Origin of the sequence: Microbispora sp. H10830 (assembly GCF_014161375.1) — a bacterium.
Taxonomy (GTDB): Bacteria; Actinomycetota; Actinomycetes; order Streptosporangiales; family Streptosporangiaceae; genus Microbispora; species Microbispora catharanthi.
This window is the reverse complement of record NZ_JABBWX010000012.1, coordinates 244,871-268,288: the sequence shown is the minus strand read 5'-3', so window position 1 is coordinate 268,288 and position 23,418 is coordinate 244,871. Positions and strand designations below refer to the sequence as shown.

The window sequence follows — 23,418 nt, the reverse complement described above, 5'->3', positions numbered from 1 at the left end:
GGCCGGGACCAAGGTTCCCGACAGCGTTCACAACGGCGTATGGCACAGCCGGAGGGGAGAAGAACCATGACGATCGACCGGACCGTACCCGATACCAGGTTGACGGCGGAGGCCACCGAGTTCGTACGCGAGGTCAGCAGCGACCTGATCTACCACCATTCACGCCGTGTCTACTTCTTCGGCAGCCTGATGGGGCGCAGACGGGACCTGAGCTTCGACCCGGAGTTGCTCTACATCGGCGCCATGTTCCACGACCTGGGGCTCAACGAGGAGTATCGCGGCAGCGGGCGGCGCTTCGAGGTGGACGGCGCCGATGCCGCCCGCCGCTTCCTGCAGGAACGCGGTGTGCCGGAGGACAGCGTCCGCCGGGTGTGGACGGCGATCGCCCTGCACACCACCCCCGGCATCCCCGAGTTCATGGAACCGGAGGTGGCGCTGGTCACCGCGGGTGTGGAGTACGACGTGCTCGGCATCGGCTATCACGATCTCGACGACGCCCAGCGGGCCGAGATCACCGCCCTGCATCCCCGGCCGGGTTTCAAGGAGGCGATCCTGCGGGCGTTCACCGAGGGCGTCGCGCCCAAGCCGGGGACCACGTTCGGCAACGTCAAGGCCGACGTTCTCGAGCGCTACGTGCCCGGCTACCGACGGGGGAACTTCGTCGACACGATTCTCGGCTCCCCCTGGCCGGAGTAGGTCACCGCGAGTCGTTGTCGAGGACGATGCGGATGAGCTCCAGACGGGAGCCGATGTCGAGCTCGCCAAGGCGTGCCACACGTGTGCGCTGACGGCAGACCGCACGTGTCCCCCGCACGAGCTACCGGCGAATGTCCACCGTGAGGTGACGATCCCGGACCGCCGGATCCGTAGCGTTACGACGCAGCCACGGCGCTCCGTCCGCTTTCCCGCTACACCGCCGTGCGCATCACCCCGGCGTCGACTCCCTCATCGGAGGACCTCATGCTCCCCAAGATCAAGACATCCGTTGTGGCCGCGCTGTGCTGCACCGTGCTCGGCGCGGGGGTCGCCGGCTGCGACGGCGAATCGCTGGAGAACTGGGATCCCCTCACCCCCGCCACGCGGACAGCCGACGCCGCCCCGATCTCCGGGACCGAGAAGATCGATGTCGCGGGCCGGTCGGTGAACGTGTCCTGTTCTGGAGACCCGGAGAAAGGCAGACCGGTCATCATCCTGATGCACGGGGGAGGCGATGGGCTGGACAAGCTGGCCGCCGTCCAGAAGACGCTGAGCAAGAAGAACCGGGTCTGTTCCTACGACCGGCTCGGCGCGGGCGCGAGCGACAAGCCGGACGGCCCGCAGAGCTTCTCCAGCACCGGGAAGATCCTGACCGGGGTGCTCGACCGCGTCGCCGGTGACGGCCCGGTCGTCCTGGCCGGGCACTCGCTGGGCGGACTGATCGCCGCCAGGTACGCCCCCGACCACCAGGACAGGGTCAAGGGGCTGGTCCTGATGGACGCCACCCCACCCACCATGGCGGACGACATCACGAAGGCGATCCCCAAGTCGGCCACCGGCCCGGCGGCCGAGTTGCGCGCACAGAACCTCGCGATGTTCCAGGGCGAGAACCCGGAGAAGCTCGTCATCGCCGACGGCAAGGTCCGTTCCGCCGGGAGCATCCCGGTGGAGGTGATCCAGCACGGGAAGCAGTACCTCGCGGCCGTCCCCACGTATGGGCCGCGCCTGGAGCAGGCGTGGGCCGCGGGCCAGCGCGAGTGGCTCGCGCTGTCCAGCGCCAGCAAGCTGAGCACGGCCAGGAACAGCGGCCACTACATCTACGTCGACCAGCCCGATGTCGCCGTCCAGGCCATCGAACGCGTCACCGCGCAGGCCGCACGTCACGCTCATGGTGAGTGACCACAGGTCCAGACTGGTCTACCTGGCCGTCACGTCGTTCCTCGCCGCCCGCCACGACCAGGACGTCCCCGCGCAGGAGCTCAGGGCGCCGCGGGGACGCGTGTACGGCAAGGCCGTGCTGACGAACCTCGCCAACCCCAAGGTGATCGCCTTCTACCTGGCGTTCTTCCCACAGTTCGTCGACCCGGCCCGGGGCAGCGTGACCGCGCAGTTCTTCTTCCTCGGCGCGCTGTTCATCGTCGTGGGCCATCCTCCGTGGCCCCTCGAAGCCGGCTGACGTCGGCGAGGAGCATTTCCGTGACGAGCGGAAACGCCGGCTGCCGAGGTCCGCTCCGAAGCGAATGGCAGCCGGCGTTCACCTGCGCCCGATGTCCTGACCGGTCGCGATTCCGCCATGAGCGCCGCTCACAGCCGGAAGCTCACCCCGTCGCGCCCGGACGATCGCCGGCTCATCCTGCCGAACCCGTGTAGCTGTACGTCGCGTTGCCGTGAACGGTGATACGCGACCACGGCTTCATGCTGGCATAGCATCCGTACTTCGCCACGCAGTACTCCAGATGGCGTTGCAGGTGCGACCATGCCGATGTTGTCCCGACCCCGCCTGCTTGGTTGACCAGCAGCTCTCGCATGTAAACAATGCTCTGAGCATCGCTCAGGTAGTCGTAGCGATTCTGCCAGGAGGTCACCCGAGAGCCGTCGCGGCAGTAGACGACGCGGTGATGCCATACGTATATGGTCGACCCGAGCAGGCTCCGCTTGCGGAACCAGACGTCCGCGTACGCACCGCAAATGGCGTGCGTGCTCGCGTCGTCATTCGTGGATGTACTGGACTCGTCGGGTTTCGTGGGGTCCGGGACCTGCGCGGCGATCTCCGGATCGGATTTGAGCAACTCCAGATCCTCGTTCGTGTAGGTCCCGTCCGCGACTCGGGCGAGCGCATCCGCGATCGGGTCGCCCTGCGCCGCGGCAGCAGGAGGGCCGCTGAGGAGTACGGCCAGTCCCAGCGCGGCGGCCGCACTCAAACGAAGAGCGCGGCGTGCGGAGCCGGCACTTTTGTGGAATCGTGGCTCGGCTGACATTTCGGTCCTTTCTCGGAGGGTTTTGGAATATCTCATTCCGTAGACCCGGCACCAGGGCGCGTATTGAGCTCCGTCCGAGGCCTGGCTCAACTGTCCCGGCGGCTTGAGAAAGCGCCAATGAGGGGACCGGAAACAGGTCCGGGAACCTTGGCTGTGTGTCTTTCCGACGTAGAGTCGTGCCATGAATCGACGACGTGTGGTCGTGCTCGGGTACCACGCGGCGGAGTTGCTGGACATTTCATGCGTGACGTCCAGCCTGATAATGGCGAACCTGCACGGCGCCGTGCCGCTCTACGACGTGTGCCTGGCCACCCCGTCAGGCCTGCCCATCACGTGCGCGAGCGGGTTGACGCTGCAGGGGCAGCAGGCCCTCGAGCACATCACCGGACCGCTGGACACACTCGTGGTGTCGGGGGGAATCGGGCACGAAGACGCCGCCGCCAGCCAAGTGATCGTCGGCCACGTCCGCCGCCTGGCCCGGGAGAGTCGCCGCGTCGCCTCGGTGTGCACGGGCGCGGCGGTGCTGGCCGCCGCCGGCCTGCTCGACGGGCGTCGGGCCACCACCCACTGGAAGTACGGGTACGTACTCGCCACCCGTCACCCGGAAATCACCGTCGACGCCGAGCCGATCTTCATCCGCGACGGCAACGTCGCCACGGCCGCCGGGGTCACGAGCGCCCTCGACCTCACCCTCGCCTTCATCGAAGAGGATCACGGGGCCCCGCTCGCCCGGGAGGTGGCCCGCTACCTGGTGGCCTACCTGCAGCGACCCGGCAATCAGGCGCAGATGAGCATGTTCACAGAAAGCCCGCCGCCAAGCGACAGCCTGGTCAAACGCGTCGTCGACCACATCACGGGTCACCTGGACGGCGACCTGACCACGGCCTCCCTGGCGGCCGATGCGGGTGTGAGCGAGCGGCATCTCACCCGCCTGTTCCTCAGGCACCTGGGCCAGAGCCCGGGCCGCTTCGTACGCCGGGCCCGCACCGAGGCCGCCGCGCATCTCCTCGTCTCCACATCCCTGCCCATGGCCGCCATCGCGTGCCGTTGCGGCTTCGGCACGACCGAAAGCCTCCGTCAGAATTTCCTCGATCGGTACGGCATCCCGCCCTCGCGCTACCGCCAGACCAAGACCATGCCCTAGGGAGTGTCTGACAAATGCTGCCCGTCGCGAGCGTGGATCCAGGTGGATGCATCGCAAGGCGGAGGAGGAGCCGATAACAGCGTTATCGGCGACGACGACCCCGGGCCCCGCGGAAATCCTGAGCCTGCGAGGGATTTTCGTGGGTGGGGCAACGCAGCGAGGCGCCGCCTGGGCCACGCGCAGCGGGGCCATGATTTGTCAGACACGACCTAGCCGCGAAAGGGTGGCCCACACCTACCGCCGCGGCCTGGCGACCTGAGACAGGTCTCCGACCCGGGCTCGGAGACGCAATCCCCACCCTTGCGCTAGTTGTACGCCATCCTTCGCCCCGTATCGTCCCCATCAGTGATCCCGTCTGTGTGAGAAGGGACCGGCATGTCCGACGATGCGGTGCGACGCGTTTTCCGAACAGTCGATTCGTTCGATCCTGAGGAGTTCGGGCGACTGCTGGCCGAGGATGCCACGCTGGTGTTCGGCAATGCCGAGCCGCTTGCGGGACGTGCGGCCATCGTCGCCGGGCTCCGGGAGTTCTACTCCACCATCGGCGGCCTGCAGCACCGGATTGTCCGGAACTGGCGGTTGGATGCCGACATCATCGCCGAGACCGAGGTGACCTACCGGAGGCTCGATGGCAAGGATGCAAGCGCCGTAGCCGTATCGATCTGGCGCACCCGCGACGACGGCCTGATCTCGGACTACCGCATATTCGTCGATCTCGCCCCCGTCTACGCGGTCTAGCACTCCAGACACTTCGCGATCTTCGCGTTCCCGTCGCCTTTTCGCGGATCAGGCTGATCCTGATCCCGAGCCGGTCGGGTTCGCCTCCGCAGCCTCTGTGGCCTCCCCTGCGGAACGAGATGCTCTTCAAGCTCGAAGGGCGTCGATCAGGGCATCGACGGCGGCGAGCGCGGCGGCCGTGTCCAGTCCTGCGCGGGAGACCAGGGACAGGCCCTGGACGGTGAACAGCAGTAGCTGCGCCTGGGCCTCGGGGGCGGCGCCCCGGCTGACCTCGCCGCCGGCCTGCGCGCGCCGCAGGGCGTCGGCGACGATTTGAGTGAAGCGGGCGTGCGATCGGGCCACGATCTCGCTGGCCTCGGCATCGTGCGGGACCAGCTCGGCGGTGGTGTTGCCGATCATGCACCCGAGCGGAATGCCGACGTCGGAGGCGTACTCCTGCACCCGGGCCGGGTTGGCGAGCACCTCGCGCAGCGCCGGCAGCACCGGCCCGGCCTCCAGCGCTGCGACCAACTGGCGCTCGTAGGTGTCCCAGTACAGCTGGACCGCCGCCAGGTAGAACTGCCGCTTGTCGCCGAAGGCGCCATACAGGCTGCCCCGCTCCAGGCTCAGCGCGTCGACGAGGTCCTGAACGGAGGTCGCTTCGTAGCCCCGGGACCAGAACAGGAGGAGCGCGCGCTCCAGGACCTGGCCTTTGTCGAATGCGCGAGGGCGTCCTGTCCGTGCCATGCCCCAAGGTTACGACTTTTTGACTGTGCGCACAAAAGTCCGTACGGTGATGGTCGAGCGACTTCTTGAACGATGACACAGAAGTCGGCGGCACGCGAGCGTGCCAGCGGACGAGAGGCAGGACCACATGGACTTCGAGGGAAAGACGGCGCTGATCACGGGATCGGGCGCCATCGGCGGGCTCGGGCACGCGACAGCGAGAATCCTCGCCGCCGGCGGGGCTGACGTGATCATCACCGGCACCGACCCGGACCGCGGCGTCCAGGTCGTGGACGACGTTCGGGGAAGCGCGACGACCGGCACCGTGCGCTTCGTTCCCGCCGACCTGGCCGACCCGCAGGCCGTGGAACGGCTGGCCGAGGACGCCGGGGCGGTGGACATCCTCGTCAACAACGCGGGCGTCGTCCCCTTCAGCGCGACCCCCGACCAGGACATCGCCGCCTACGACGCCGCCTTCGCGGTCAACGTGCGCGCGCCGTTCGTCCTGGTCGCCCGGCTCGCACCGAAGATGGCCGCCGCCGGGGGCGGCAGCATCGTCAACGTCAGCTCCACCGCCGCCGGCCTGGGCATGCCGCTGATGGCGGTCTACGGTGCCACCAAGGCAGCGCTTGAATCCCTGACCCGCACCTGGGCGGCCGAGTTCGCCGGGTCGAACGTGCGCGTCAACGCCGTGTCACCCGGCCCGATGACCACCTCCAAGGTGGTGGCGGCCATGGGACCGGACCTCGGCGGCATGGGACTGACGACCGCGCTGAAGCGCGCCGCCGACCCCGCCGAGGTCGCCCAGGTGATCGCCTTCATCGCCAGCGACCAGGCAAGCTACGTAACCGGTGCCGTCGTGGCCGCCGACGGAGGCCGGACCGCCATCTGACCCCGGACACGCCGGCCAGGGCCACGTCCGCAGTGAGGAAGCCGGCCTCTGGCGAGTGTCCCGTGATGACGGGGATGCCGTCATCGTTACCAGAATCACGCGCCTTGGCGCGAGTGAGGAAATGAGTTCAATGGGTCGTCTTGCGGGAAAGCACGCACTGATCACAGGCGGGACGAGCGGCATCGGGCTGGAGACCGCCCGTGAGTTCCTCGCCGAGGGAGCGACTGTCGCGATCACCGGCCGCTCGCGGGAACGGCTGGAGGAGGCCGCCCGGCAGCTGGACGGCCCGCTGCTGCCCATCGTCAGCGACGCCGGCGACGTGCCCGGCCAGGCGGCGCTCGCGGCGCGGCTGCAGGAGGAGTGGCCGCGGCTCGACATCGTGATGAGCAACGCCGCCGACGTCACCCATCTCCCGATCGAGGAATGGACCGAGGAGGCATTCGACAGGCTCGTCGCCACCAATCTCAAGGGGCCGTTCTTCCTGATCAAGGCCTTGCTGCCGCTCCTTTCACGGCAAGCCTCGGTCATCCTCGTCGGCTCTGTCTCCGCTTTCATCGGGCACGAGAACGCGGCAGTCTACGGTGCCGCCAAGGCAGGCCTGCTGTCCTTTTCCCGCGGGCTGACCTATGAGCTGAAGGACCGGGGCATCCGGGTCAACGGGCTGAGCCCGGGGCCGACCCTAACGGACACGTTCAAGTCGCTTGGCCCCGAGCGACAGGCCGCCATCTACGACGAAATCCGGCAGACCGTGCCCCTGCATCGCATCGGCACCGCCACCGAGCTGGCGAAGGCGGCTGTCTACCTCGCCTCTGACGAGTCCGCCTACACCGCCGGCACCGTCCTGCGCGTCGATGGCGGCATCGGAGAACTCGCCTACTGACCTTCGCGACGCGGCCCCCGCCGGGTCACCGTGCCGGACCGGCAAGGGCCGCGTGCCGTCCAGTGCCACACCGCCCGTTTCCGGCTCGTCCCCCACCTGGCCAAGACCCTCAACGTGCCCACCCCGGCGATCCGCAAGCCGGGATCGGTCTGGGGCGAACTGCCCCGCCTTTCCGCCACGAGGAGAACGCCGGCTCCCCAGGATCTCGGCCGTGGTCAACAAGTGGCGCCGAAAGTGACCAACACCGGCTCCCGTTCTCGCGGACAAAATCAGACATCGACATGGCCCATATGAACCGAATGACGGCCATAGGGTCGTCCCATGACTGACACGGAAACCGTTGACGAGACCCCGGCGGCGAGGGCAGCCCGCTTGCGCGCAGAGGCCGCCGCACGGGGGATTCCGGCCGCCGAGGTGGAGGCGTACATACGCACCGCCCGCCCGGCGGTCTACCTCGCAGAGGACGGCCCCGGCCCGGTGGTGGCGCTGACCGGCGGGAACCCACCGCTGCCGGAGGGCGCCCCCGCGCCGGTCGCGGCGTTCGTCGCGGCCGTCGACTGCGCGGCCCTGCCGCCGGGGGCGACGGATCTGCCGCTGCCCACCGAGGGTCGGCTGCTGTTCTTCGCCGACCCCGATCCGGGCAGCGGGGCGGTGGTCGCCGACGCCGTGCGGTATATACCGGCCGGGACGCCGTCGGCAGAGCGACCGGTCGACCCGGACGACGGCTCTAACACCTACCGCCGGGCGCGGCTGGACTTCTGCTTTCACCAGTGGTCGTGGCCCTGGCGCGAGGAGGACGACGACGAGGAGTCGCAGCGGGCCGCCGAGCTGGAGTCCGCCTGGTCGCATGTGGTCGGCTGGCGCCCTCACTGGCGCTTCCAGCTTGGCGGTGAGCCTGTCCTCTTCAATTGGGACCCGGTCGAGATGGCCCGGGACGAAGTGCCGCTGCCCGTCGCGGACGGCGACGAGTGGACGCTGCTGGCCACCTGGCGCGGTGAAGACGACTGCGAGGAGCTGGAGGCGGGCCTTTTTCACTGGGTGATTCGCCGCACCGACCTGGCCGCTCTCCGCTTCGACCGGGTGTACGTGTACGTCGACACCTTCTGACCGCCCGGGCATCCGGCCCCTAGCCGACATGTCATGACCGCGGCGGACCGGTATTCCCGCCGATCAGTTCGCCGCCCCGTCCGGACCGAGCTCGCGTCGGCGTTGGCTCTCGCGGCGACTGTCACGTAATCGGGAGGCTGTCCGGTCTTTACTGGCGAACCGGTGGCAACAAAGCCCCGGCAGATCCAGGGAAGGGCACGATGACTCTCGAACGCTTAGGCCGCGTCACCGCTGTCGCGATGACGGTGGCCGTCGCCGGCACGGCTCTCACCTCGCAACCCGCCGCAGCCGCCACCACCGTCAATTACAAACACAGCCAGGCTCAGTTCGAAAACAATCCAGGCAACGGCGCTGAGGCCTGGGTCTGGGTCTGGACGAGTGCCAGCAAGGCCGAGGTCCGCTGGGAGTACTACGACGGCAGCGGCGGAACGCTCGACACCGGGCCGGGCTCCGGATCGACTGCGAGCCTGTCCAAGGATGTCTGGAGAATCTCTCTCTGCGAATACTGGTCTGAGTGGGACTACAGCTGCTCGGTCTGGAAGAGCTGATTCGGCCGGGCCGCTTCGCCCAGGCCGCCGGCGCTCTCTTGGGAGCACACCTCAGCACAGCGGCAGCGACAGAACAGCAAGAAGAGCAGGTCCGCCGTGCATCTGCTGGATCCGCTGGCGTCGTTTGGCTGGCCGAGCTGTTCGACGGTGTGACGCGGGGGCACTTCGATCGACTGGGGGTCGAGGTCGGCTCGCGCTGCTGGGAGGTGGGGGCCGGTGGCCGCAGTATCCCGGAGGCGCTCGCGGCGGCCGTCGGTCCGACCGGGCACGTGCTGGCCACGGACATCGACCCGTCGTGGCTGAGGGCAGGCGACGGGTACGAGGTGCGCCGGCACGACGTCGCCGCTGATCCGCCCCCGGAGCCGGGGACGTTCGATCTGGTGCACGCCCGGCTCGTGCTGGTCCATGTACCCGACCGGGCTCAGGCGTTGGCCACGATGGCGGCGGCGCTGCGGCCCGGCGGCTGGCTGCTGGTCGAAGACGCCGATACCGCTCTGCAGCCACTGGCATGCCTGGACGACAGCGGCCCGGCGCAGCGGCGGGCCAACCGGCTGCGCGACGCGGTCCGGGAGCTGCTGACGCGCCGCGGCGCGGACCTGCGCTACGGCCGGACACTGCCGCGGGCACTGCGTGAGGCCGGCTCGGTAGATGTCGCCGCGGCGGGATCTTTCCCGGTCGGCGGGCCGGCCTGCGACCGACTGGAGGCGGCGACCATCCGGCACGTGCGCGACGAGGGTACGCCCGGGTATCCACCCGCGACCAAGACCACCAGTCCCAGCTCGACGGTAAGGCACCTACGGGTGCCGCATCACCATGGGAGCACACCGGTGCGGTCGGTCACCGTGCCGGTGGGTGTGTCAGGCCCCAGGGTGGCGATGCGCACCGCTGCCTCAGCGCCCTCCTCGACGCTGTGCCCGATGTTGCCCGTGAACTCGGTCGCGGTCTGGCCGGGGTCCACCGCGTTGAAGCGGACGTCGGTGATCGTCTTGGCGTACTGCATGGTCAGCATAGTGACCGCGCTCTTCGACGAGCCGTACGCGGCGAGCGGATACCGGGACTCGACACGCTCCGGGTCATGGGTCAGCGTGAACGACCCAAGACCGCTGGTGACATTGATGACGGAGGGGACGGTTGCTGCTCGCAGGAGCGGCAGGAACGCGTGTGTGACTCGTACGAGTCCGAAGACGTTGGTCTCATAGACGTGGCGGATCTGGTCGGCCGCCATGTCCTCCGGTGCGGTCACCTCGCCGAGGATCCCGGCGTTGTTGATGAGGACGTCCAGGTGGCCGGCCTGCGCGCGCAGCGTCTCGACCGCCGCCTTGACCGACGCGTCGTCGGTCACGTCCAGCTGGACGAAGTCGGCACCGAGCCGGCCGGCGGCCTTGCGGCCGTTCTCGGCGTCGCGGGCTCCGATCCAAACCGTCTGGCCTACCTGGACGAGGCGGCGCGCCATCTCGTAGCCGAGGCCCCTGTTGCCGCCGGTGATCAATGTGGTCGTCATGTTTCTCTCCTGACATGCCGTCGGTGCAGGTGCCCTGCGGGAAGAAGCGCCCGGGGGCACCTGCGGCGTTCTCGGTCCTGTGGCTCGTCGTCGCCGGGTCACTAGGAGGGCGTTCTGCTCTAGTGGGCGGGACGGAAGGGGCGCAGCAGGCGGATGCCGTCCTCGATGGATCCTTCGATCAGTTCGAGCATCTGCGGGACGAGTTCCTGCATCCGGGGTGCGCCGAGGTGGGCGTCGAGATGGGCGCGTGTCTCCCAGCGTTCGTAGATGACGAACGCACCAGGCTGGCCCTCGACTTCGTGGGCTTCGTAGTCGATGTTGCCCGCGTCGTTGCGGGAGGGGGTGACGGCTGCGGTGATGAATGCCTTGAGGTCGGCCTCCTTGCCCGCCTTCGCTTTCGTTTCCCAGATGACGGTCACGTAGCCGTTGGGTGTCGCGGTCATGGTGATTCCCTTCTCGTTGTGTGCTCACAAGCCTGGTTGTCGGCGTCGTGCCCGCTCCGGTCACGCATCGATCGTGGAGGAGCAGGCGCTGAGGCCGGGGCCCCGGACGAGGCCTTACTCGTCGGCCCTGCTGGCCTCAACTCTTGATGAAGTCGAGGAGGTCGACGTTGATGGTTTCGGCGTTCAGGGTGCACATGCCGTGCGACTGGCCCGGGTAGACCTTCAGGGTCGCGTTCTCGACCGACGTGACCGACAGCTCGGCGGTGACGGCGATCGGAACGACCTGATCGTCGTCACCGTGCATGATGAGCGTGGGCACGCCGATCGCCTGGAGGTCCTCGGTGAAGTCGGTCTCTGAGAACGCCTTGATTCCCTCGTAGTGCGCCATCGCGCTGCCGGCCATCCCCTGGCGCCACCAGTTCCAGATGACGCCCTGGGACACGTCCGCGCCCGGGCGGTTGAACCCGTAGAACGGCCCGCAGGCGATATCGAGGTAGAACTGGGAGCGGTCGGTGGCCACGCCCTCGCGGAAGCCGTCGAAGACCTCGATCGGCAGCCCTCCCGGGTTTGATTCCGTCTGGATCATGAGTGGGGGAACCGCTCCGATGAGGGCGGCCTTGGCGACTCGACCGGCACCGTGCTTGGCGATGTACCGGGCAACCTCTCCGCCACCGGCGGAGTGACCGATGTGGACGACGTCGTGCAGGTCGAGGTGCGCCACGACGGCGGCGGCGTCCGCTGCGTAGTGGTCCATGTCGTGCCCGTGGCCGGCCTGCGCGGAGCGCCCGTGCCCCCGGCGGTCGTGGGCGATGACGCGGTAGCCCTGCTGGACGAAGAAGAGCAGCTGAGCGTCCCAGTCGTCCGAGCTCAGCGGCCAGCCGTGGTGAAACATGATCGGCTGACCCGAGCCCCATTCCTTGTAGAAGATCTCGACGCCGTCGTCGGTGGCGACGAAGGGCATGGTGTGCTCCTCGTGGTCTCGCCCGAGCGCCGGGCGGATTCGATGTCCCCACGAGGATGCCTCGGTCACCGTACCGACAGCCTCCGTCAGCTGACTGACATCCGGCCGACGGGTCGCTTACGTCAGGGCCGGGGCAGCATAGCGGCCCGGCCGGCATGCCTCACGGCCGGTCGGCCGGCGGCTGGGGAGGCAGCGCCTCGAGAGCGTCGCGGAGGGCGGCACGTGACGTGATCCCCAGCTTCGGGAACACACGGTAGAGATGTGACGACACGGTCCGCGGCGAAAGGAACAGACGCGAGGCGATCTGCGGGTTCGACAACCCCGCCGCTGCCAGCCTTGCGACCTCCAGCTCCTGAGGGGTGAGGCTCGCGCCGGCCTTGCCCCGGGCAGTCCGTGTCATGCCGGTGGCGCGGAGCTCCGCCGCTGCCCGGGCCTCCCACGAGCGGGCCCCGAGCTCCTCGAAGCGGCTCCGGGCAGCAGCCAGCTGCTCCCGGGCGTCACGGTTGAGTCCTTGACGGCGCAACCTCTCGCCGTACGCCAGATGAGCACGGCCGACCTCGAAGGGCCACTGCTCGATGCCCGGCAGGCCGAGCGCCTCCTCGAAGCACCCGGCCATGACCTCGGGAGCCGATGTCATCGCCGTGACCGTGGCCGCGCTCAGTGCGAATCGCGACGACAGGCGGCCGACACCGGCGTCGCGCATCGCGTCCGCGTGCCGTCGCGCCTCCGCGTGCCGCCCGGAGCGTACGGCCGCCTCGACGAGGTCCGGCGCGGACCACACGGCCTCGGGGTTGAAGGGCGGCAGCACACCGGGGGCGCAGATCGCCGTGGCGTGCCGGAAGGCCGTCTCGAAGTCGGCGGCGCCGAGGGCCGCCCGGGCCGCCGCCTGGTGGGCGCAGTTCTCCAGCCGCCGCAGGCCCCTGGGCCCCGACGAGCCCCAGATGTCCTCGCAGTGGTCACGGCACGCGTCGAGGTCGCCACGCTGGGCCGCGGCCATCGCAGCGATGTAATGCCCCACCTGACCGAACAGGTGGTACCCCTTCTCCTCGCACAGCGCGATGAGCTCGGCCGCAGCGTCCGCCGACGACTGCCACCGACCGGCGTACAGGTCGTCCAGAGCCAAGAAGATCAGGCCCGGCATGCTCGCCCCCACCGCGCCGCCGTCGCGGATGACCCGGGACACGGCCTCACGACAGCCCGGGAGCCGATCGAGGTACGAGGCGGCCAGGGCGGTGCGGATGACCACGTCGGCGTCGGTCTGGCCCCTCAGCCGCGAGATCTCCTCGTCCAGGCGCCGCAGCATGTCGTCGGTGACGGAGCCGAGGTCGTGGTGGATGCGCCCCAGCGACACTGCCGCGGCGGGCGACGCTTCGGGAAGCCGGGCGAGCACGTCGACCAGAGGCCGCCAGTGCTCCTGCCGACCCGAGTACTGGCTGGCGAGCGTGAGGGTGAAGAGCGCGGTCTCCAGCTCGCCGCGTGGCAGTTCGGACGAGACCGGGGCCTGCTCGATCGCCTTCATCAAGAGCGCGTGGACCGTGTCGGCGTCGCCCTCCGTGACAAGACCCAGAAAACCGGCAGCCGCAGCCGCCGAGAGTGACCGGGTCGCCGGGTCGCCCTGCACCTCGCGCATGAGCTCGTGCGAGATCTCCAGATGGCCTGCGACCCAGGCGGCGACGTAGGCGGCTTGCGACAGGCGGCGCCTGCGGGCCGCCTGGTCGGGGCTCAGCTCGGCTGCTCGCCGCAGCCTCGAGATCGCGCCGTCGGCATCGCCGCGCTGCAGGCTGCTCCAGGCCGCCGACTCGATGACGGCGGCGACCGCCTCGTCGGGCGCCGTCGTGGCTCTCGCGAGGTGGTCACCGCGACGTTCGGGCTGGTCGACCAGTGCGTCGGCCAACCGGCGGTGGGCGCTGCGCCGCTGCTCGCCGGTGGAACCGTCGACCACCGCGGACCTGACCAGCGGATGCCTGAAACGCACGGCGCGGCCGTTCTCCGCGACCTTGACCAGGTGGTCGCGCTCCGCGGGAGCGAGTCCGGCGAGCCCACCCGGCCCGCCAGCCGCCTCGAGAACGCGCATGTCGCCGGAGCCCTCGAGAGCCGCGAGCAGCAGCAGGTCACGCGTTCGTTGCGGTAGTCGTTCGACGCGTGCGCCGTACAGAGCACGGACATCTCGCCCCGGGCCGCTCGCCCATTCCACCCTCTTGCCGTGCCGATCGCCGGACACGGTGGTGGAGCTGGCGAACTCGAGTAGGGCGAGGGGGTTTCCCTGTGCTTCTCGCGCCACTGTCAGGAGGACCCGGCGAGGGAGATGAGCGAAACGCCGGGACAGCAGCCGCAGTGAATTCGCGTCGTTGAGCGGCACGACCTCGAGCTCTGGCAGACCAGTGGGCTGGAACGACCCACTGGTCTCCGCTCGCCGGGCTCCGAGCAGCCCGATGCGGCGACCGCCCAGTCTTCTGGCGACGAAACCCACCGCGGATCGGCTCGCGTGGTCGACGACATGGAGGTCGTCGACCACGAGGAGCAACGGCTGCTCCTGCGCAGCCTCAGCGAACAGCGACAGTGCCGCGTTCAGGACGGCGATCCGGCTCGGCGCGGGGCCGACGCCGAGACCGAGCGCGACTTCGATGGCCTCTCTCATGGGAGGCGGCAGACGACCGAGCTCGCGCGACAGCGGGATGACGAGCTGGTGGAGCCCCGCGAGGCTGATGTCCGTCTCGTACTCGACGCCGCTCCCGCGGATGACTCGGGTTCCCTTCGCGACCGCCAGCTCAGCGGTCGCGTCCAGGAGCGCCGTTTTCCCCACACCCGGATCACCCGTGAGCAGGATGGCGGCTCCGTCCGTCCCGGCCGTGTCCAGGAACGTCGCGAGTTCAGCGAGTTCGCGATCTCGGCCGATCAGTCCGGTCAGGTCGAAGCCCCCGCCTGCCACTGCCTTCGCCTGCCTCGCATCCGCTGCGTCCCTCGCCCTGCCGCGCGGAGCAGCCGAACGACCGGCCGCGCGCGTGAGCAGGAAGTATCTCACCAACAGACGGCGCGCGCGCCATCTGCTCAGCGGCCGGGTCTACGGTTGCGTTGTTTCAGCTCCCGTCATGGGAACCTCTGTTGTGCGGGGTCACGTCCACGGAGGTGGTGTATGAGACTGCCACCGCGTGATCCGTTTTTGCAGGTTAAGCGGTGAGAGTGCCGGGGAGCTGTTCCTGGTCCGGTGTGTCGCCGCAGATCACGCGGAGGCGTGCTTTGGCGAGAATGTCCAGGCCTATGTAGCGGCGGGCTTCGGTCCACTCGTCGGTCTGCTCGGCCAGCACGGCGCCGACCAGGCGGATGATGGCGGCCCGGTCGGGGAAGATGCCCACGACGTCGGTGCGGCGGCGGATCTCCTTGTTCAGCCGCTCTTGGGGGTTGTTGGACCAGATCTGCTTCCAGATCTCCCTGGGGAACTGAGCGAAGGCCAGCAGATCGTCACGGGCGCCATCGAGGTGATCGGCGACGGCCGGATACTTGGGCTCCAGGGCGTCGATGACCCAGACGTGCTGGGTGCGCACCTGCTCGGCGGTCGGCTGGCCGAAGATGGTCCGCACCAAAGTGGCCACCCACGGCTGGGCCGACTTTGGCACGGTCGTGAGCAAATTCCGCAGGTAGTGAAGGCGTTAAGGATCAACACGGCGAGATGGAGGCGCGGAGCGCTTCCGCGGTCCGGCGGCGGGTTGGGGCGGGTGTGGGGTTGTAGCCGTCGTGTTCCAGGAGTGGGCGAGTCTCGATGAGGGTGTTGCCGATCGTGCGGGGGCTGACTTCGAACAGTTCGCTGAGGACTTGCCTTGTGCAGACTTTCCGCTGGTAGAGGATGGCGGCGAGGATCCGCTCGGCGTCGGTGATCTTCTGTCGGAAGATGCCGCCTCGCGCTCCGGGGAGTCGTTCACCGCCGCGTCGCTGGTAGCGGAGGCGTTCGAGACGGGCGGCTTGGAGCGGGGTGAGTCGCTCGATCATCTGGCGGAGTTTTTCGCGGCTCATCCCGGTCAGAGCGGGATGCGAGAGCGTTTCGGAGACCCCGGGCCGCTGGGCGGGGGCGTCGTCGTTGTCCAGGAAACTACGCAGCTGTGCGGCGGTGGTGAACCGCATGGTGGTGGCGGGGACCGTGACCTGGCGCTCGGTGAGCAGCTTGCGGGTCTCGGCGATCCAATAGCCGATCGTGAAGTCGCTGACCTCGAGCATGTCCGACAGGACCTTCTGGGAGCAGGAGGCCGGGAGGCTGGAGCCGGCGGCCGTGCGCGCCTACGCGCTGCAACGCTTCGACCTCCCGGTGATGACCGGGCCTACGAACGCGTGTACCAGCAGGTGTTCGCGCGGATACATGACCCGGGCCGTCCGGCGGGACGGGAAGGGTGAATTTCGGGGAGCCACGACGCCTGACCGAGTAAATACGGAATTGCTTCGCACCTGGCGCTCCCCCTGGGCGACTTGCTACTGCTCATGGGAGGCAGATGAGGGGCAGGGAGGGTGGTGCGGGGGAACGGCAGGCGGGATCCTGGCATAGGAGACGAAAATCCCGTCGGGTGTTCCACAAGCCGACGGGGGGACACGCGTCATAGGGATTGTTCTCGCTGGTAGAGCCCTGACACCGCCAACGTCGAAGGTGGCGTGGATTCCGGTTCTCCCGCTCCGGCCGATACGCAGCGGCGGCGGAGCGAGTCGTCTTCACGAGCTGGAATAGCCGAGGGGTTGGTCCCGTGAGCGTCCCGAGAACAGCAGGGCCCCACAAGGTGGTGCTGGCCACCTACAGCAGCTACGACGCGGCCCAGCACGCGGTGGACGTCCTGGCCCGCCACGACTTCCCGATCGCACACGTCACCATCGTGGGCTGCGATCTGCGGTGGGAGGAGAAGGTGCTCGGGCGATGGGGCCTCGGCAGAGCGCTCGTCACCGGCGCGGGTACCGGCGGCTGGATCGGTCTTCTCATCGGCTTGATATTCGCGATCTTCAGCCCGTGGGCCGGATGGGCCATCGGCTCCTCGATCGTGCTCGGGCTGATCTTCGGCCTCGTCTGGGGTGCGATCAGTCACGTGGTGCAGCACCGGGCGTTCGCCTCGATGCCTGCGGTCGTCGCCGATCACTACGACATCCTCGTGGACCCCGAATTCGCCGACGAGGCCCGGCGAGTGCTCAGCGACGCTCGTGAGGCCACTGCGCTCAAGTGAGCGCCAGGAGGGGGATGAGGACATGGCCAAGGCGGTGGGCATCGACCTCGGCACGACGAACTCGGTCATCGCGACCACCGAGGACGCGCATCCGACGGTCGTCCCGAACGCCGAGGGGTCGCGCACGACTCCCTCGGTGGTGGCCTTCACGGACCAGGGCGAGGTGCTGGTGGGCCAGATGGCCAGACGCCAGGCGATCCTCAACCCGAAGGGCACGATCTATTCGGCCAAGCGCTTCATCGGGCGCAAGTTCGACGAGGTGCAGAGCGAGATCAAGGCGATCTCGTTCGACGTCGTGCCGGGCCCGGACGGCGCCGTGCGGTTCAAGGTGCGCGACAAGCTGTACGCGCCGGAGGAGATATCCGCTTTCGTGCTGCGCAAACTGGCCTCGGACGCCGGGAAGTTCCTGGGGGAGAAGGTCAACGAGGCCGTCGTCACGGTGCCCGCGTACTTCAACGACGCGCAGCGGCAGGCCACCAAGGACGCCGGCAAGATCGCCGGCCTGGAGGTCCTGCGGATCATCAACGAGCCGACCGCGGCGGCCCTGGCATACGGCCTGGACAAGAAGGGCAACGAGACCGTTCTCGTGTTCGACCTGGGCGGGGGCACGTTCGACGTCAGCGTCCTCGACATCGGCGAGGGCGTCATCGAGGTCCGCGCCACCTCGGGCGACACCCACCTGGGCGGCGACGACTTCGACCGGCGCATCGTCGACCACCTGGCCGACGAGTTCCACAAGCAGCAGGGCATCGACCTGCGGCGCGATCCGCAGGCCCTCCAGCGGCTGTTCGAGGCCGCGGAGAAAGCCAAGGTGGAGCTGTCGGCGGTCACCCAGACGCAGGTCAGCCTGCCGTTCATCACGGCCGACGCGACCGGCCCCAAACACCTGAACACGACGCTCATGCGCTCGACCTTCGAGCAGATCACCCACGACCTGCTCGAACGCTGCCGGGGCCCGGTGGAGCAGGCCATGGCCGACGCGAAGCTGACGACGAACGACCTCGACGAGGTGATCCTCGTCGGCGGCTCCACCCGCATGCCGGCCGTGCAGCAACTCGTGCGGCGGCTGACGGGCAAGGAACCGAACATGACGGTCAACCCGGACGAGGTCGTGGCCGTCGGCGCGGCCGTCCAGGCCGCCATCATCAAGGGCGAGCTGAAGGACGTCGTGCTGCTCGACGTCACTCCTCTGTCGCTCGGCGTCGAGACGCTCGGCGGCGTGATGACGAAGATCATTGACAGGAACACCACGATCCCAGCCCGCCGCACGGAGACGTTCAGCACGGCGGACGACAACCAGTCGGCCGTGGACGTGGTCATCCTGCAGGGCGAGCGCGAGCGGGCCGCCGACAACCGGGTGCTCGGCCGGTTCCGGCTGGAGAACATCCGGCCCGCGCCGCGCGGGGTGCCGCAGATCGAGGTCACCACCGACATCGACGCCAACGGCATCCTGAACGTCTCCGCCAAGGACAAGGACACCGGCGCCGAGCAGCGCATCACGATCAGCGAGAGCTCCAACCTGGACAAGAGCGAGATCGATCGGATGATCGCCGACGCGGAGCGGCACCGCGCCGAGGACGCGCAGCTTCGCGCCGCGATCGACGCGCGCAACGAGCTGGACTCGGTCGCCCACCAGGTGGAACGCCGGCTGTCGGAGCTGGGCGAGGCCGTCCCGGTGCACGAGAAGGCGCGGGCCGAGCAGCTGATCATGGAGGCGCGTCAGGCGATCAAGGAAGAGGTGCCCGTCGACCGGCTGCGCGGCCTGACCGCGGAGCTGCAGCAGGTCTACCACGGCCTCGGCGTGGCGGCGTCCGCCGCCCAGGCCCAGACCCAGGGGCCGACTCAGGCCGGGCCCGGCCAGGCCGCCGCCGGCCCCTCGGACGAGGACGTCATCGACGCCGAGTTCACCAGCTCCGAATAGCCCGTGAGATGACATGACCGAGCGCAATGAGACACCTCCCGCGGAGCCCCGGCAGGCCGTCGAGGAACCCGTTGCGGAGAAGCTCGCCGAGCTGGAGGACCGGTGGCTGCGGGCCGTCGCCGAGCTCGACAACCTCCGCAAGCGTGTCGCGCGCGACTTGGACCGGCAGCGGATCGACGAGCGCACACGCGTCGCGGCGGAGTGGCTGCCGGTGGTCGACAACCTCGAACTCGCGCTGAGGCACGCGGGCGCCGACGCCGACGCGGTGATCGAGGGGGTTCGGGCCGTCCGCGACCAGGCGGTCGGCGTGCTCGCGCGCCTCGGCTTCCCGCGTAGGGACGACGTGGGCACGCGGTTCGACCCCGCCAGGCACGAGGCGGTCAGCACGGTCGCCGTCCCGGACGCCGACCCCGGCACCGTCGTCGAGGTCGTACGGCCCGGCTACGGCGACGGCGCGCTGCAACTACGCCCCGCCTCCGTCGTCGTCTCCACGAAAGCCGACGAGTGATGGCGGAGCGCGACTTCTACGAGATCCTGGGCGTGCCGAGAACGGCGGACCAGGACGAGATCCAGCGGGCCTACCGGAAGCTGGCCCGCACCTACCATCCCGACGTCAACAAGTCCCCCGACGCCGAGGACCGCTTCAAAGAGGTCTCGGAGGCGTACGAGGTGCTGTCGGACCCCGGGACGCGGCGGCGGTACGACGCGTTCGGGCCGGACTTCCGCCGGGTGCCCGAGGGCGTGGACCCAGTGGCGTACGCACGCGCCCGCGCCGGAGCGGGAGCCGGCGCGGGGCCGGGCTGGGCGGGACAGGGGCCCGGCTGGGCGCGCGGACCGGGCGGGGAGGAGATCCACTTCACCACCGGCGAGGGCTTCGAGGGCATCGACCTCGAAGACCTGCTCGGCGGCGTCTTCGGCAGGCGCAGGCGCGGCGCGACCGGCCGCGGCTGGGGCCCGGTGCCCGGCGCCGACCAGGAGGCCGAGCTGCCGCTCACGGTCGAGGAGGCCTACCGCGGCGGCCGGCGGACCATCACGATCCCCGGCGCGGGAGGCGGGCGGACCCTCCAGGTGAACATTCCCCCCGGGGTGACCGACGGCCAGCGGATCCGGCTCGCGGGCCAAGGCGGCGTGGGCAGCGACGGCGCCAGTGCGGGCGACCTCTACCTGATCGCGCGGATCGCCGACCACCCCCGCTACCGCCTGGAGGGGCGCGACATCCACGTCCGCCTCCCGCTGACGCCGTCGGAGGCCGCGCTGGGGGCGACTGTAGCGGTCGACACGCCCGGCGGGGAGGCGAAGGTCAAGGTTCCGCCGGGCACCTCGTCCGGGCGCCGCCTGCGCCTGCGCGGACAGGGCATGCCGAACCCGCGCGGCCGGCCCGGAGACCTGCTGGCCGAGGCCCGGATCATGGTGCCGCCCACGCTCGGCGACGAGGAGCGCCGCCTGTACGAGCAACTGGCCAGGATCTCGGCGTTCAACCCGAGGAGCCCGTCATGACCTATCCGCTCGTCCGGCTCGCCCAGGTGGACGTCGGGCACCTGGACCTGGAGTCCTTCTCCCGGGCCACGGGACTGCACCCGGAACTGGTGCGTCGCCTGGTGGCGCTCGGGCTGATCGAGGCCTGGACCGGCTTCTCGGGCGGCCTGTGCTTCCCGCCCGCCCAGGTCGCCGCCGTGGGGCGCCTTCAGCGCCTGCACGCGGGGCTCGCCGTCAACTACGCCTCCCTCGGCCTCGTGACGGACCTCCTGGACCGCATCGCGGAGCTGGAGGCGGCTCTGCGCACCCATACGAGATGGACCGGAGACAGATCGTGGACCTGAACCGCCTGACGCAGAAGTCGCAGGAGGCCCTGCACGACGCCCAGACCGCGGCGATCCGCTTCGGACACACCGAGGTCGACGGGGAGCACCTGCTGTTGGCGCTGGTCCGGCAGCCCGACGGGCTCGTCCCGCGCCTGCTGTCCGCCGCCGGCGCCGACCCGGACAAGCTCCGGCTCGAACTGGAGCACGAGCTGGAGCGGCGGCCCCGCGTCACCGGTCCCGGCGCCGCCCCCGGCCAGGTCTACGTCACCCAACGGCTGTCGCGGCTGCTCGACGCCGCCGAGCGGGAGGCCGGCCGGCTGAAGGACGAGTACGTGTCGGTCGAGCACCTGCTGATGGCGCTGCTGGACGAGGGCGTCGACAGCGCGGCGGGCCGGCTGCTCAAGGGACACGGGCTGACCCGTGAGCGCTTCCTGCAGGTCCTGACGCAGGCACGCGGGAATCAGCGGGTGACCTCCGCCAATCCGGAGGTCGCCTACGAGGCGCTGGAGAAGTACGGACGCGACCTCGTCGCCGCGGCGCGGGCGGACAAGCTCGACCCGGTCATCGGGCGAGACGGCGAGATCCGCCGGGTCGTCCAGATCCTGTCCCGCAAGAGCAAGAACAACCCGGTCCTGATCGGCGACCCGGGCGTGGGCAAGACGGCGATCGTGGAGGGCCTCGCGCAGCGCATCGCGCGCGGCGACGTACCGGAGGGCCTGAAGGACAAGACGATCTTCAGCCTGGACATGGGCGCGCTCGTCGCGGGGGCGAAGTACCGCGGCGAGTTCGAGGAGCGCCTGAAGGCTGTGCTCACCGAGGTGACGGCGTCCGAGGGACGCATCCTGCTGTTCGTCGACGAGGTGCACACGGTGGTCGGCGCGGGCGCCGCCGAGGGGGCGATGGACGCCGGCAACATGCTCAAGCCGATGCTGGCCCGCGGCGAGCTGCACATGATCGGCGCGACGACCGTGACGGAGTATCGCAAGCACATCGAGAAGGACGCCGCGCTGGAGCGCCGCTTCCAGCCCGTCTTCGTCGACGAGCCGTCAGTCGAGGACTCCATCTCGATCCTGCGCGGGCTGCGCGAGCGGCTCGAGGTCTTCCACGGCGTGAAGATCCAGGACGGCGCGATCGTCGCCGCGGTCGTGCTGAGCCACCGCTACATCTCCGACCGCTTCCTCCCCGACAAGGCGATCGACCTGGTCGACGAGGCGTGCGCCATGCTCCGTACGGAGATCGACTCGATGCCCGCAGAGCTGGACGAGCTGACCCGCCGGGTGACGCGGCTGGAGATCGAGGAGGCGGCGCTCGCCAAGGAGGACGACCCGGCGAGCCGGGAGCGCCTGGAGACACTACGCAAGGAGCTGGCCGACCTGCGGGCCGAGGCCGACGCCATGCGGGCCCAGTGGGAGGCCGAGCGGCACGCCCTGCGCAAGGTGCAGCAGCTGCGCGAGGAGATCGAGAGCGTACGCCGGGAGGCCGAGCAGGCCGAGCGCATGTACGACCTGAACCGCGCGGCCGAGCTGCGACACGGCAGGCTTCCCGAACTGGAGCGCAGGCTGCGTGCCGCGGAGGAACAGCTGGAGAGCAAGCAGGGCGGGCACCGGCTGCTGCGCGAGGTGGTGACCGAGGAGGAGATCGCCGGCATCGTTTCGCGGTGGACCGGCATCCCGATCAGCCGCCTGCAGGAGGGCGAGCGGGAGAAGCTGCTACGGCTCGACGAGATCCTGCACCAGCGGGTGATCGGCCAGGACGAGGCCGTGCAGGCGGTCGCCGACGCCATCATCCGGGCACGCTCGGGGATCAAGGACCCCCGCCGCCCGATCGGGTCGTTCATCTTCCTCGGGCCGACCGGAGTCGGCAAGACCGAGCTGGCCAAGACGCTGGCCGAGGCATTGTTCGACACCGAGGAGAACATCGTCCGCGTCGACATGAGCGAATACCAGGAGCGCCACACCGTCAGCCGCCTCGTCGGCGCCCCGCCCGGGTACGTCGGCTACGAGGAGGGCGGCCAGCTCACCGAGGCCGTGCGGCGCAAGCCCTACTCCGTGGTGCTCTTCGACGAGATCGAGAAGGCACACACAGACGTGTTCAACACCCTGCTGCAGGTGCTGGACGACGGGCGGCTCACCGACGCCCAGGGGCGCACGGTCGACTTCCGCAACACCGTGATCATCATGACGTCCAACATCGGCTCGCACTACCTCAGCGAGAAGGCGGCGCCGTCAGGCGAGATCGACCCGGAGGTGCGCGAGATGGTCATGGCGGAGCTGCGCGCCCGCTTCCGCCCCGAGTTCCTCAACCGCATCGATGACATCGTGCTGTTCAAGCCGCTCACCGAGGCCGAGATCGAGCAGATCGTCAAGCTGATGTTCAACGACATCAGAGCGCGGCTCGCCGAGCGCAGGATGACGCTCGAGATCAGCCCGGAAGCGGTCCACCACATCGCCGAGCGCGGGTTCGACCCGATCTACGGAGCCCGTCCGCTGCGCCGCTACATCTCCCGCGAGGTGGAGACCCGGGTCGCGCGGGCGCTGGTCGCCGGCGACGTCAGGGACGGCGCGACCATCCGGGTGGGGCTGTCCGGCGGCGAGCTCGTCGTCACATACGACAACCCGGAGGGCTGACCG

The 23,418-nt window shown here is 69.4% G+C and carries 22 protein-coding genes and 2 pseudogenes; 16 read left to right on the top strand and 8 right to left on the bottom strand.

Features of this window, described 5'->3' with window-relative positions; all coding sequences use genetic code 11:
* Positions 1 to 66 precede the first annotated feature (66 nt).
* The 3 genes from HHX35_RS28880 (at position 67) to HHX35_RS28870 (ending at position 2,152) form a co-directional block, all read left to right on the top strand.
* Positions 67 to 696: an HD domain-containing protein gene (locus tag HHX35_RS28880; RefSeq protein ID WP_182901822.1), complete on the top strand. Its 630-nt coding sequence runs from the start codon at positions 67 to 69 to the stop codon at positions 694 to 696.
* 264 nt (positions 697 to 960) lie between these two features.
* Entirely contained in the window at positions 961 to 1,875 is a 915-nt protein-coding gene (locus tag HHX35_RS28875; RefSeq protein ID WP_182901821.1) for an alpha/beta fold hydrolase, read from the top strand.
* A complete protein-coding gene (locus HHX35_RS28870) occupies positions 1,865 to 2,152 on the top strand; it encodes a LysE family translocator (protein ID WP_259405476.1) in 288 nt (95 codons plus the stop codon). Before HHX35_RS28875 ends, HHX35_RS28870 begins: the two co-directional genes overlap by 11 nt.
* Positions 2,153 to 2,324: 172 nt before the next feature.
* Here the strand turns inward: HHX35_RS28870 and HHX35_RS28865 are convergent, their stop codons facing one another.
* The gene (locus HHX35_RS28865; RefSeq protein ID WP_182901819.1) at positions 2,325 to 2,954 is read right to left on the bottom strand and encodes a hypothetical protein; all 630 of its coding nucleotides are present in this window, start codon (positions 2,952 to 2,954) and stop codon (positions 2,325 to 2,327) included.
* A gap of 181 nt (positions 2,955 to 3,135) precedes the next feature.
* Here HHX35_RS28865 and HHX35_RS28860 point away from each other — a divergent pair, with 181 nt between their 5' ends.
* Positions 3,136 to 4,098 carry a GlxA family transcriptional regulator gene (locus HHX35_RS28860; RefSeq protein WP_182901818.1) on the top strand — a complete coding sequence of 321 codons (963 nt, stop codon included), beginning with the start codon at positions 3,136 to 3,138 and terminating at the stop codon, positions 4,096 to 4,098.
* Positions 4,099 to 4,473: 375 nt separating this feature from the next.
* The gene (locus HHX35_RS28855; RefSeq protein WP_182901817.1) at positions 4,474 to 4,836 is read left to right on the top strand and encodes a nuclear transport factor 2 family protein; all 363 of its coding nucleotides are present in this window, start codon (positions 4,474 to 4,476) and stop codon (positions 4,834 to 4,836) included.
* Between the two features lie 126 nt (positions 4,837 to 4,962).
* Here HHX35_RS28855 and HHX35_RS28850 read toward each other — a convergent pair whose 3' ends face one another.
* Entirely contained in the window at positions 4,963 to 5,562 is a 600-nt protein-coding gene (locus tag HHX35_RS28850) for a TetR/AcrR family transcriptional regulator (protein ID WP_182901816.1), read from the bottom strand.
* A 127-nt stretch (positions 5,563 to 5,689) separates the two neighbouring features.
* On the opposite strand from HHX35_RS28850, the gene HHX35_RS28845 reads away from it, so the two are divergent.
* The 5 genes and pseudogenes from HHX35_RS28845 to HHX35_RS45210 form a co-directional block, all read left to right on the top strand.
* A complete protein-coding gene (locus HHX35_RS28845; protein ID WP_182901815.1) occupies positions 5,690 to 6,433 on the top strand; it encodes an SDR family NAD(P)-dependent oxidoreductase in 744 nt (247 codons plus the stop codon).
* Between the two features lie 130 nt (positions 6,434 to 6,563).
* On the top strand, positions 6,564 to 7,313 hold the full coding sequence (locus tag HHX35_RS28840) for an SDR family oxidoreductase (RefSeq protein ID WP_182901814.1): 750 nt from the start codon (positions 6,564 to 6,566) through the stop codon (positions 7,311 to 7,313).
* 321 nt (positions 7,314 to 7,634) lie between these two features.
* The gene (locus tag HHX35_RS28835; protein ID WP_182901813.1) at positions 7,635 to 8,420 is read left to right on the top strand and encodes a DUF1963 domain-containing protein; all 786 of its coding nucleotides are present in this window, start codon (positions 7,635 to 7,637) and stop codon (positions 8,418 to 8,420) included.
* A gap of 200 nt (positions 8,421 to 8,620) precedes the next feature.
* On the top strand, positions 8,621 to 8,968 hold the full coding sequence (locus HHX35_RS28830; RefSeq protein WP_182901812.1) for a hypothetical protein: 348 nt from the start codon (positions 8,621 to 8,623) through the stop codon (positions 8,966 to 8,968).
* Positions 8,935 to 9,597, top strand: a pseudogene (locus HHX35_RS45210) (methyltransferase); the annotation flags it as partial. The gene HHX35_RS28830 and the pseudogene HHX35_RS45210, both read left to right, overlap by 34 nt.
* Positions 9,598 to 9,776: 179 nt before the next feature.
* Here HHX35_RS45210 and HHX35_RS28820 read toward each other — a convergent pair.
* The 6 genes and pseudogenes from HHX35_RS28820 to HHX35_RS28795 form a co-directional block, all read right to left on the bottom strand.
* Positions 9,777 to 10,469: an SDR family NAD(P)-dependent oxidoreductase gene (locus tag HHX35_RS28820; RefSeq protein WP_182901811.1), complete on the bottom strand. Its 693-nt coding sequence runs from the start codon at positions 10,467 to 10,469 to the stop codon at positions 9,777 to 9,779.
* Between the two features lie 119 nt (positions 10,470 to 10,588).
* Positions 10,589 to 10,912 (bottom strand): putative quinol monooxygenase, encoded by a 324-nt coding sequence (locus HHX35_RS28815; RefSeq protein ID WP_182901810.1) that lies wholly within the window; start codon positions 10,910 to 10,912, stop codon positions 10,589 to 10,591.
* A gap of 136 nt (positions 10,913 to 11,048) precedes the next feature.
* The gene (locus tag HHX35_RS28810; protein WP_182901809.1) at positions 11,049 to 11,873 is read right to left on the bottom strand and encodes an alpha/beta fold hydrolase; all 825 of its coding nucleotides are present in this window, start codon (positions 11,871 to 11,873) and stop codon (positions 11,049 to 11,051) included.
* 160 nt (positions 11,874 to 12,033) lie between these two features.
* Positions 12,034 to 14,802, bottom strand: a complete 2,769-nt coding sequence (locus HHX35_RS28805; RefSeq protein ID WP_182901808.1) for an AAA family ATPase — start codon at positions 14,800 to 14,802, stop codon at positions 12,034 to 12,036.
* A gap of 238 nt (positions 14,803 to 15,040) precedes the next feature.
* Positions 15,041 to 15,520, bottom strand: a pseudogene (locus tag HHX35_RS28800) (transposase); the annotation flags it as partial.
* A gap of 7 nt (positions 15,521 to 15,527) precedes the next feature.
* Positions 15,528 to 16,082, bottom strand: a complete 555-nt coding sequence (locus HHX35_RS28795) for a hypothetical protein (RefSeq protein WP_182901807.1) — start codon at positions 16,080 to 16,082, stop codon at positions 15,528 to 15,530.
* Between the two features lie 515 nt (positions 16,083 to 16,597).
* Here HHX35_RS28795 and HHX35_RS28790 point away from each other — a divergent pair.
* The 6 genes from HHX35_RS28790 to clpB are packed head-to-tail and all read left to right on the top strand — an operon-like array spanning position 16,598 to position 23,415.
* Positions 16,598 to 17,065, top strand: a complete 468-nt coding sequence (locus tag HHX35_RS28790) for a general stress protein (protein ID WP_182901806.1) — start codon at positions 16,598 to 16,600, stop codon at positions 17,063 to 17,065.
* 22 nt (positions 17,066 to 17,087) lie between these two features.
* Positions 17,088 to 18,986, top strand: a complete 1,899-nt coding sequence (dnaK, locus tag HHX35_RS28785; protein ID WP_182901805.1) for a molecular chaperone DnaK — start codon at positions 17,088 to 17,090, stop codon at positions 18,984 to 18,986.
* Positions 18,987 to 18,999: 13 nt separating this feature from the next.
* On the top strand, positions 19,000 to 19,494 hold the full coding sequence (locus HHX35_RS28780) for a nucleotide exchange factor GrpE (RefSeq protein ID WP_182901804.1): 495 nt from the start codon (positions 19,000 to 19,002) through the stop codon (positions 19,492 to 19,494).
* A complete protein-coding gene (locus HHX35_RS44805) occupies positions 19,494 to 20,483 on the top strand; it encodes a DnaJ C-terminal domain-containing protein (protein WP_182901803.1) in 990 nt (329 codons plus the stop codon). Before HHX35_RS28780 ends, HHX35_RS44805 begins: the two co-directional genes overlap by 1 nt.
* Complete coding sequence (locus HHX35_RS28770) at positions 20,480 to 20,806, top strand: chaperone modulator CbpM (protein ID WP_079314187.1); 327 nt, start codon at positions 20,480 to 20,482, stop codon at positions 20,804 to 20,806. Before HHX35_RS44805 ends, HHX35_RS28770 begins: the two co-directional genes overlap by 4 nt.
* On the top strand, positions 20,797 to 23,415 hold the full coding sequence (gene clpB, locus HHX35_RS28765) for an ATP-dependent chaperone ClpB (protein WP_182901903.1): 2,619 nt from the start codon (positions 20,797 to 20,799) through the stop codon (positions 23,413 to 23,415). Before HHX35_RS28770 ends, clpB begins: the two co-directional genes overlap by 10 nt.
* The last annotated feature ends 3 nt before the right edge of the window (positions 23,416 to 23,418 follow it).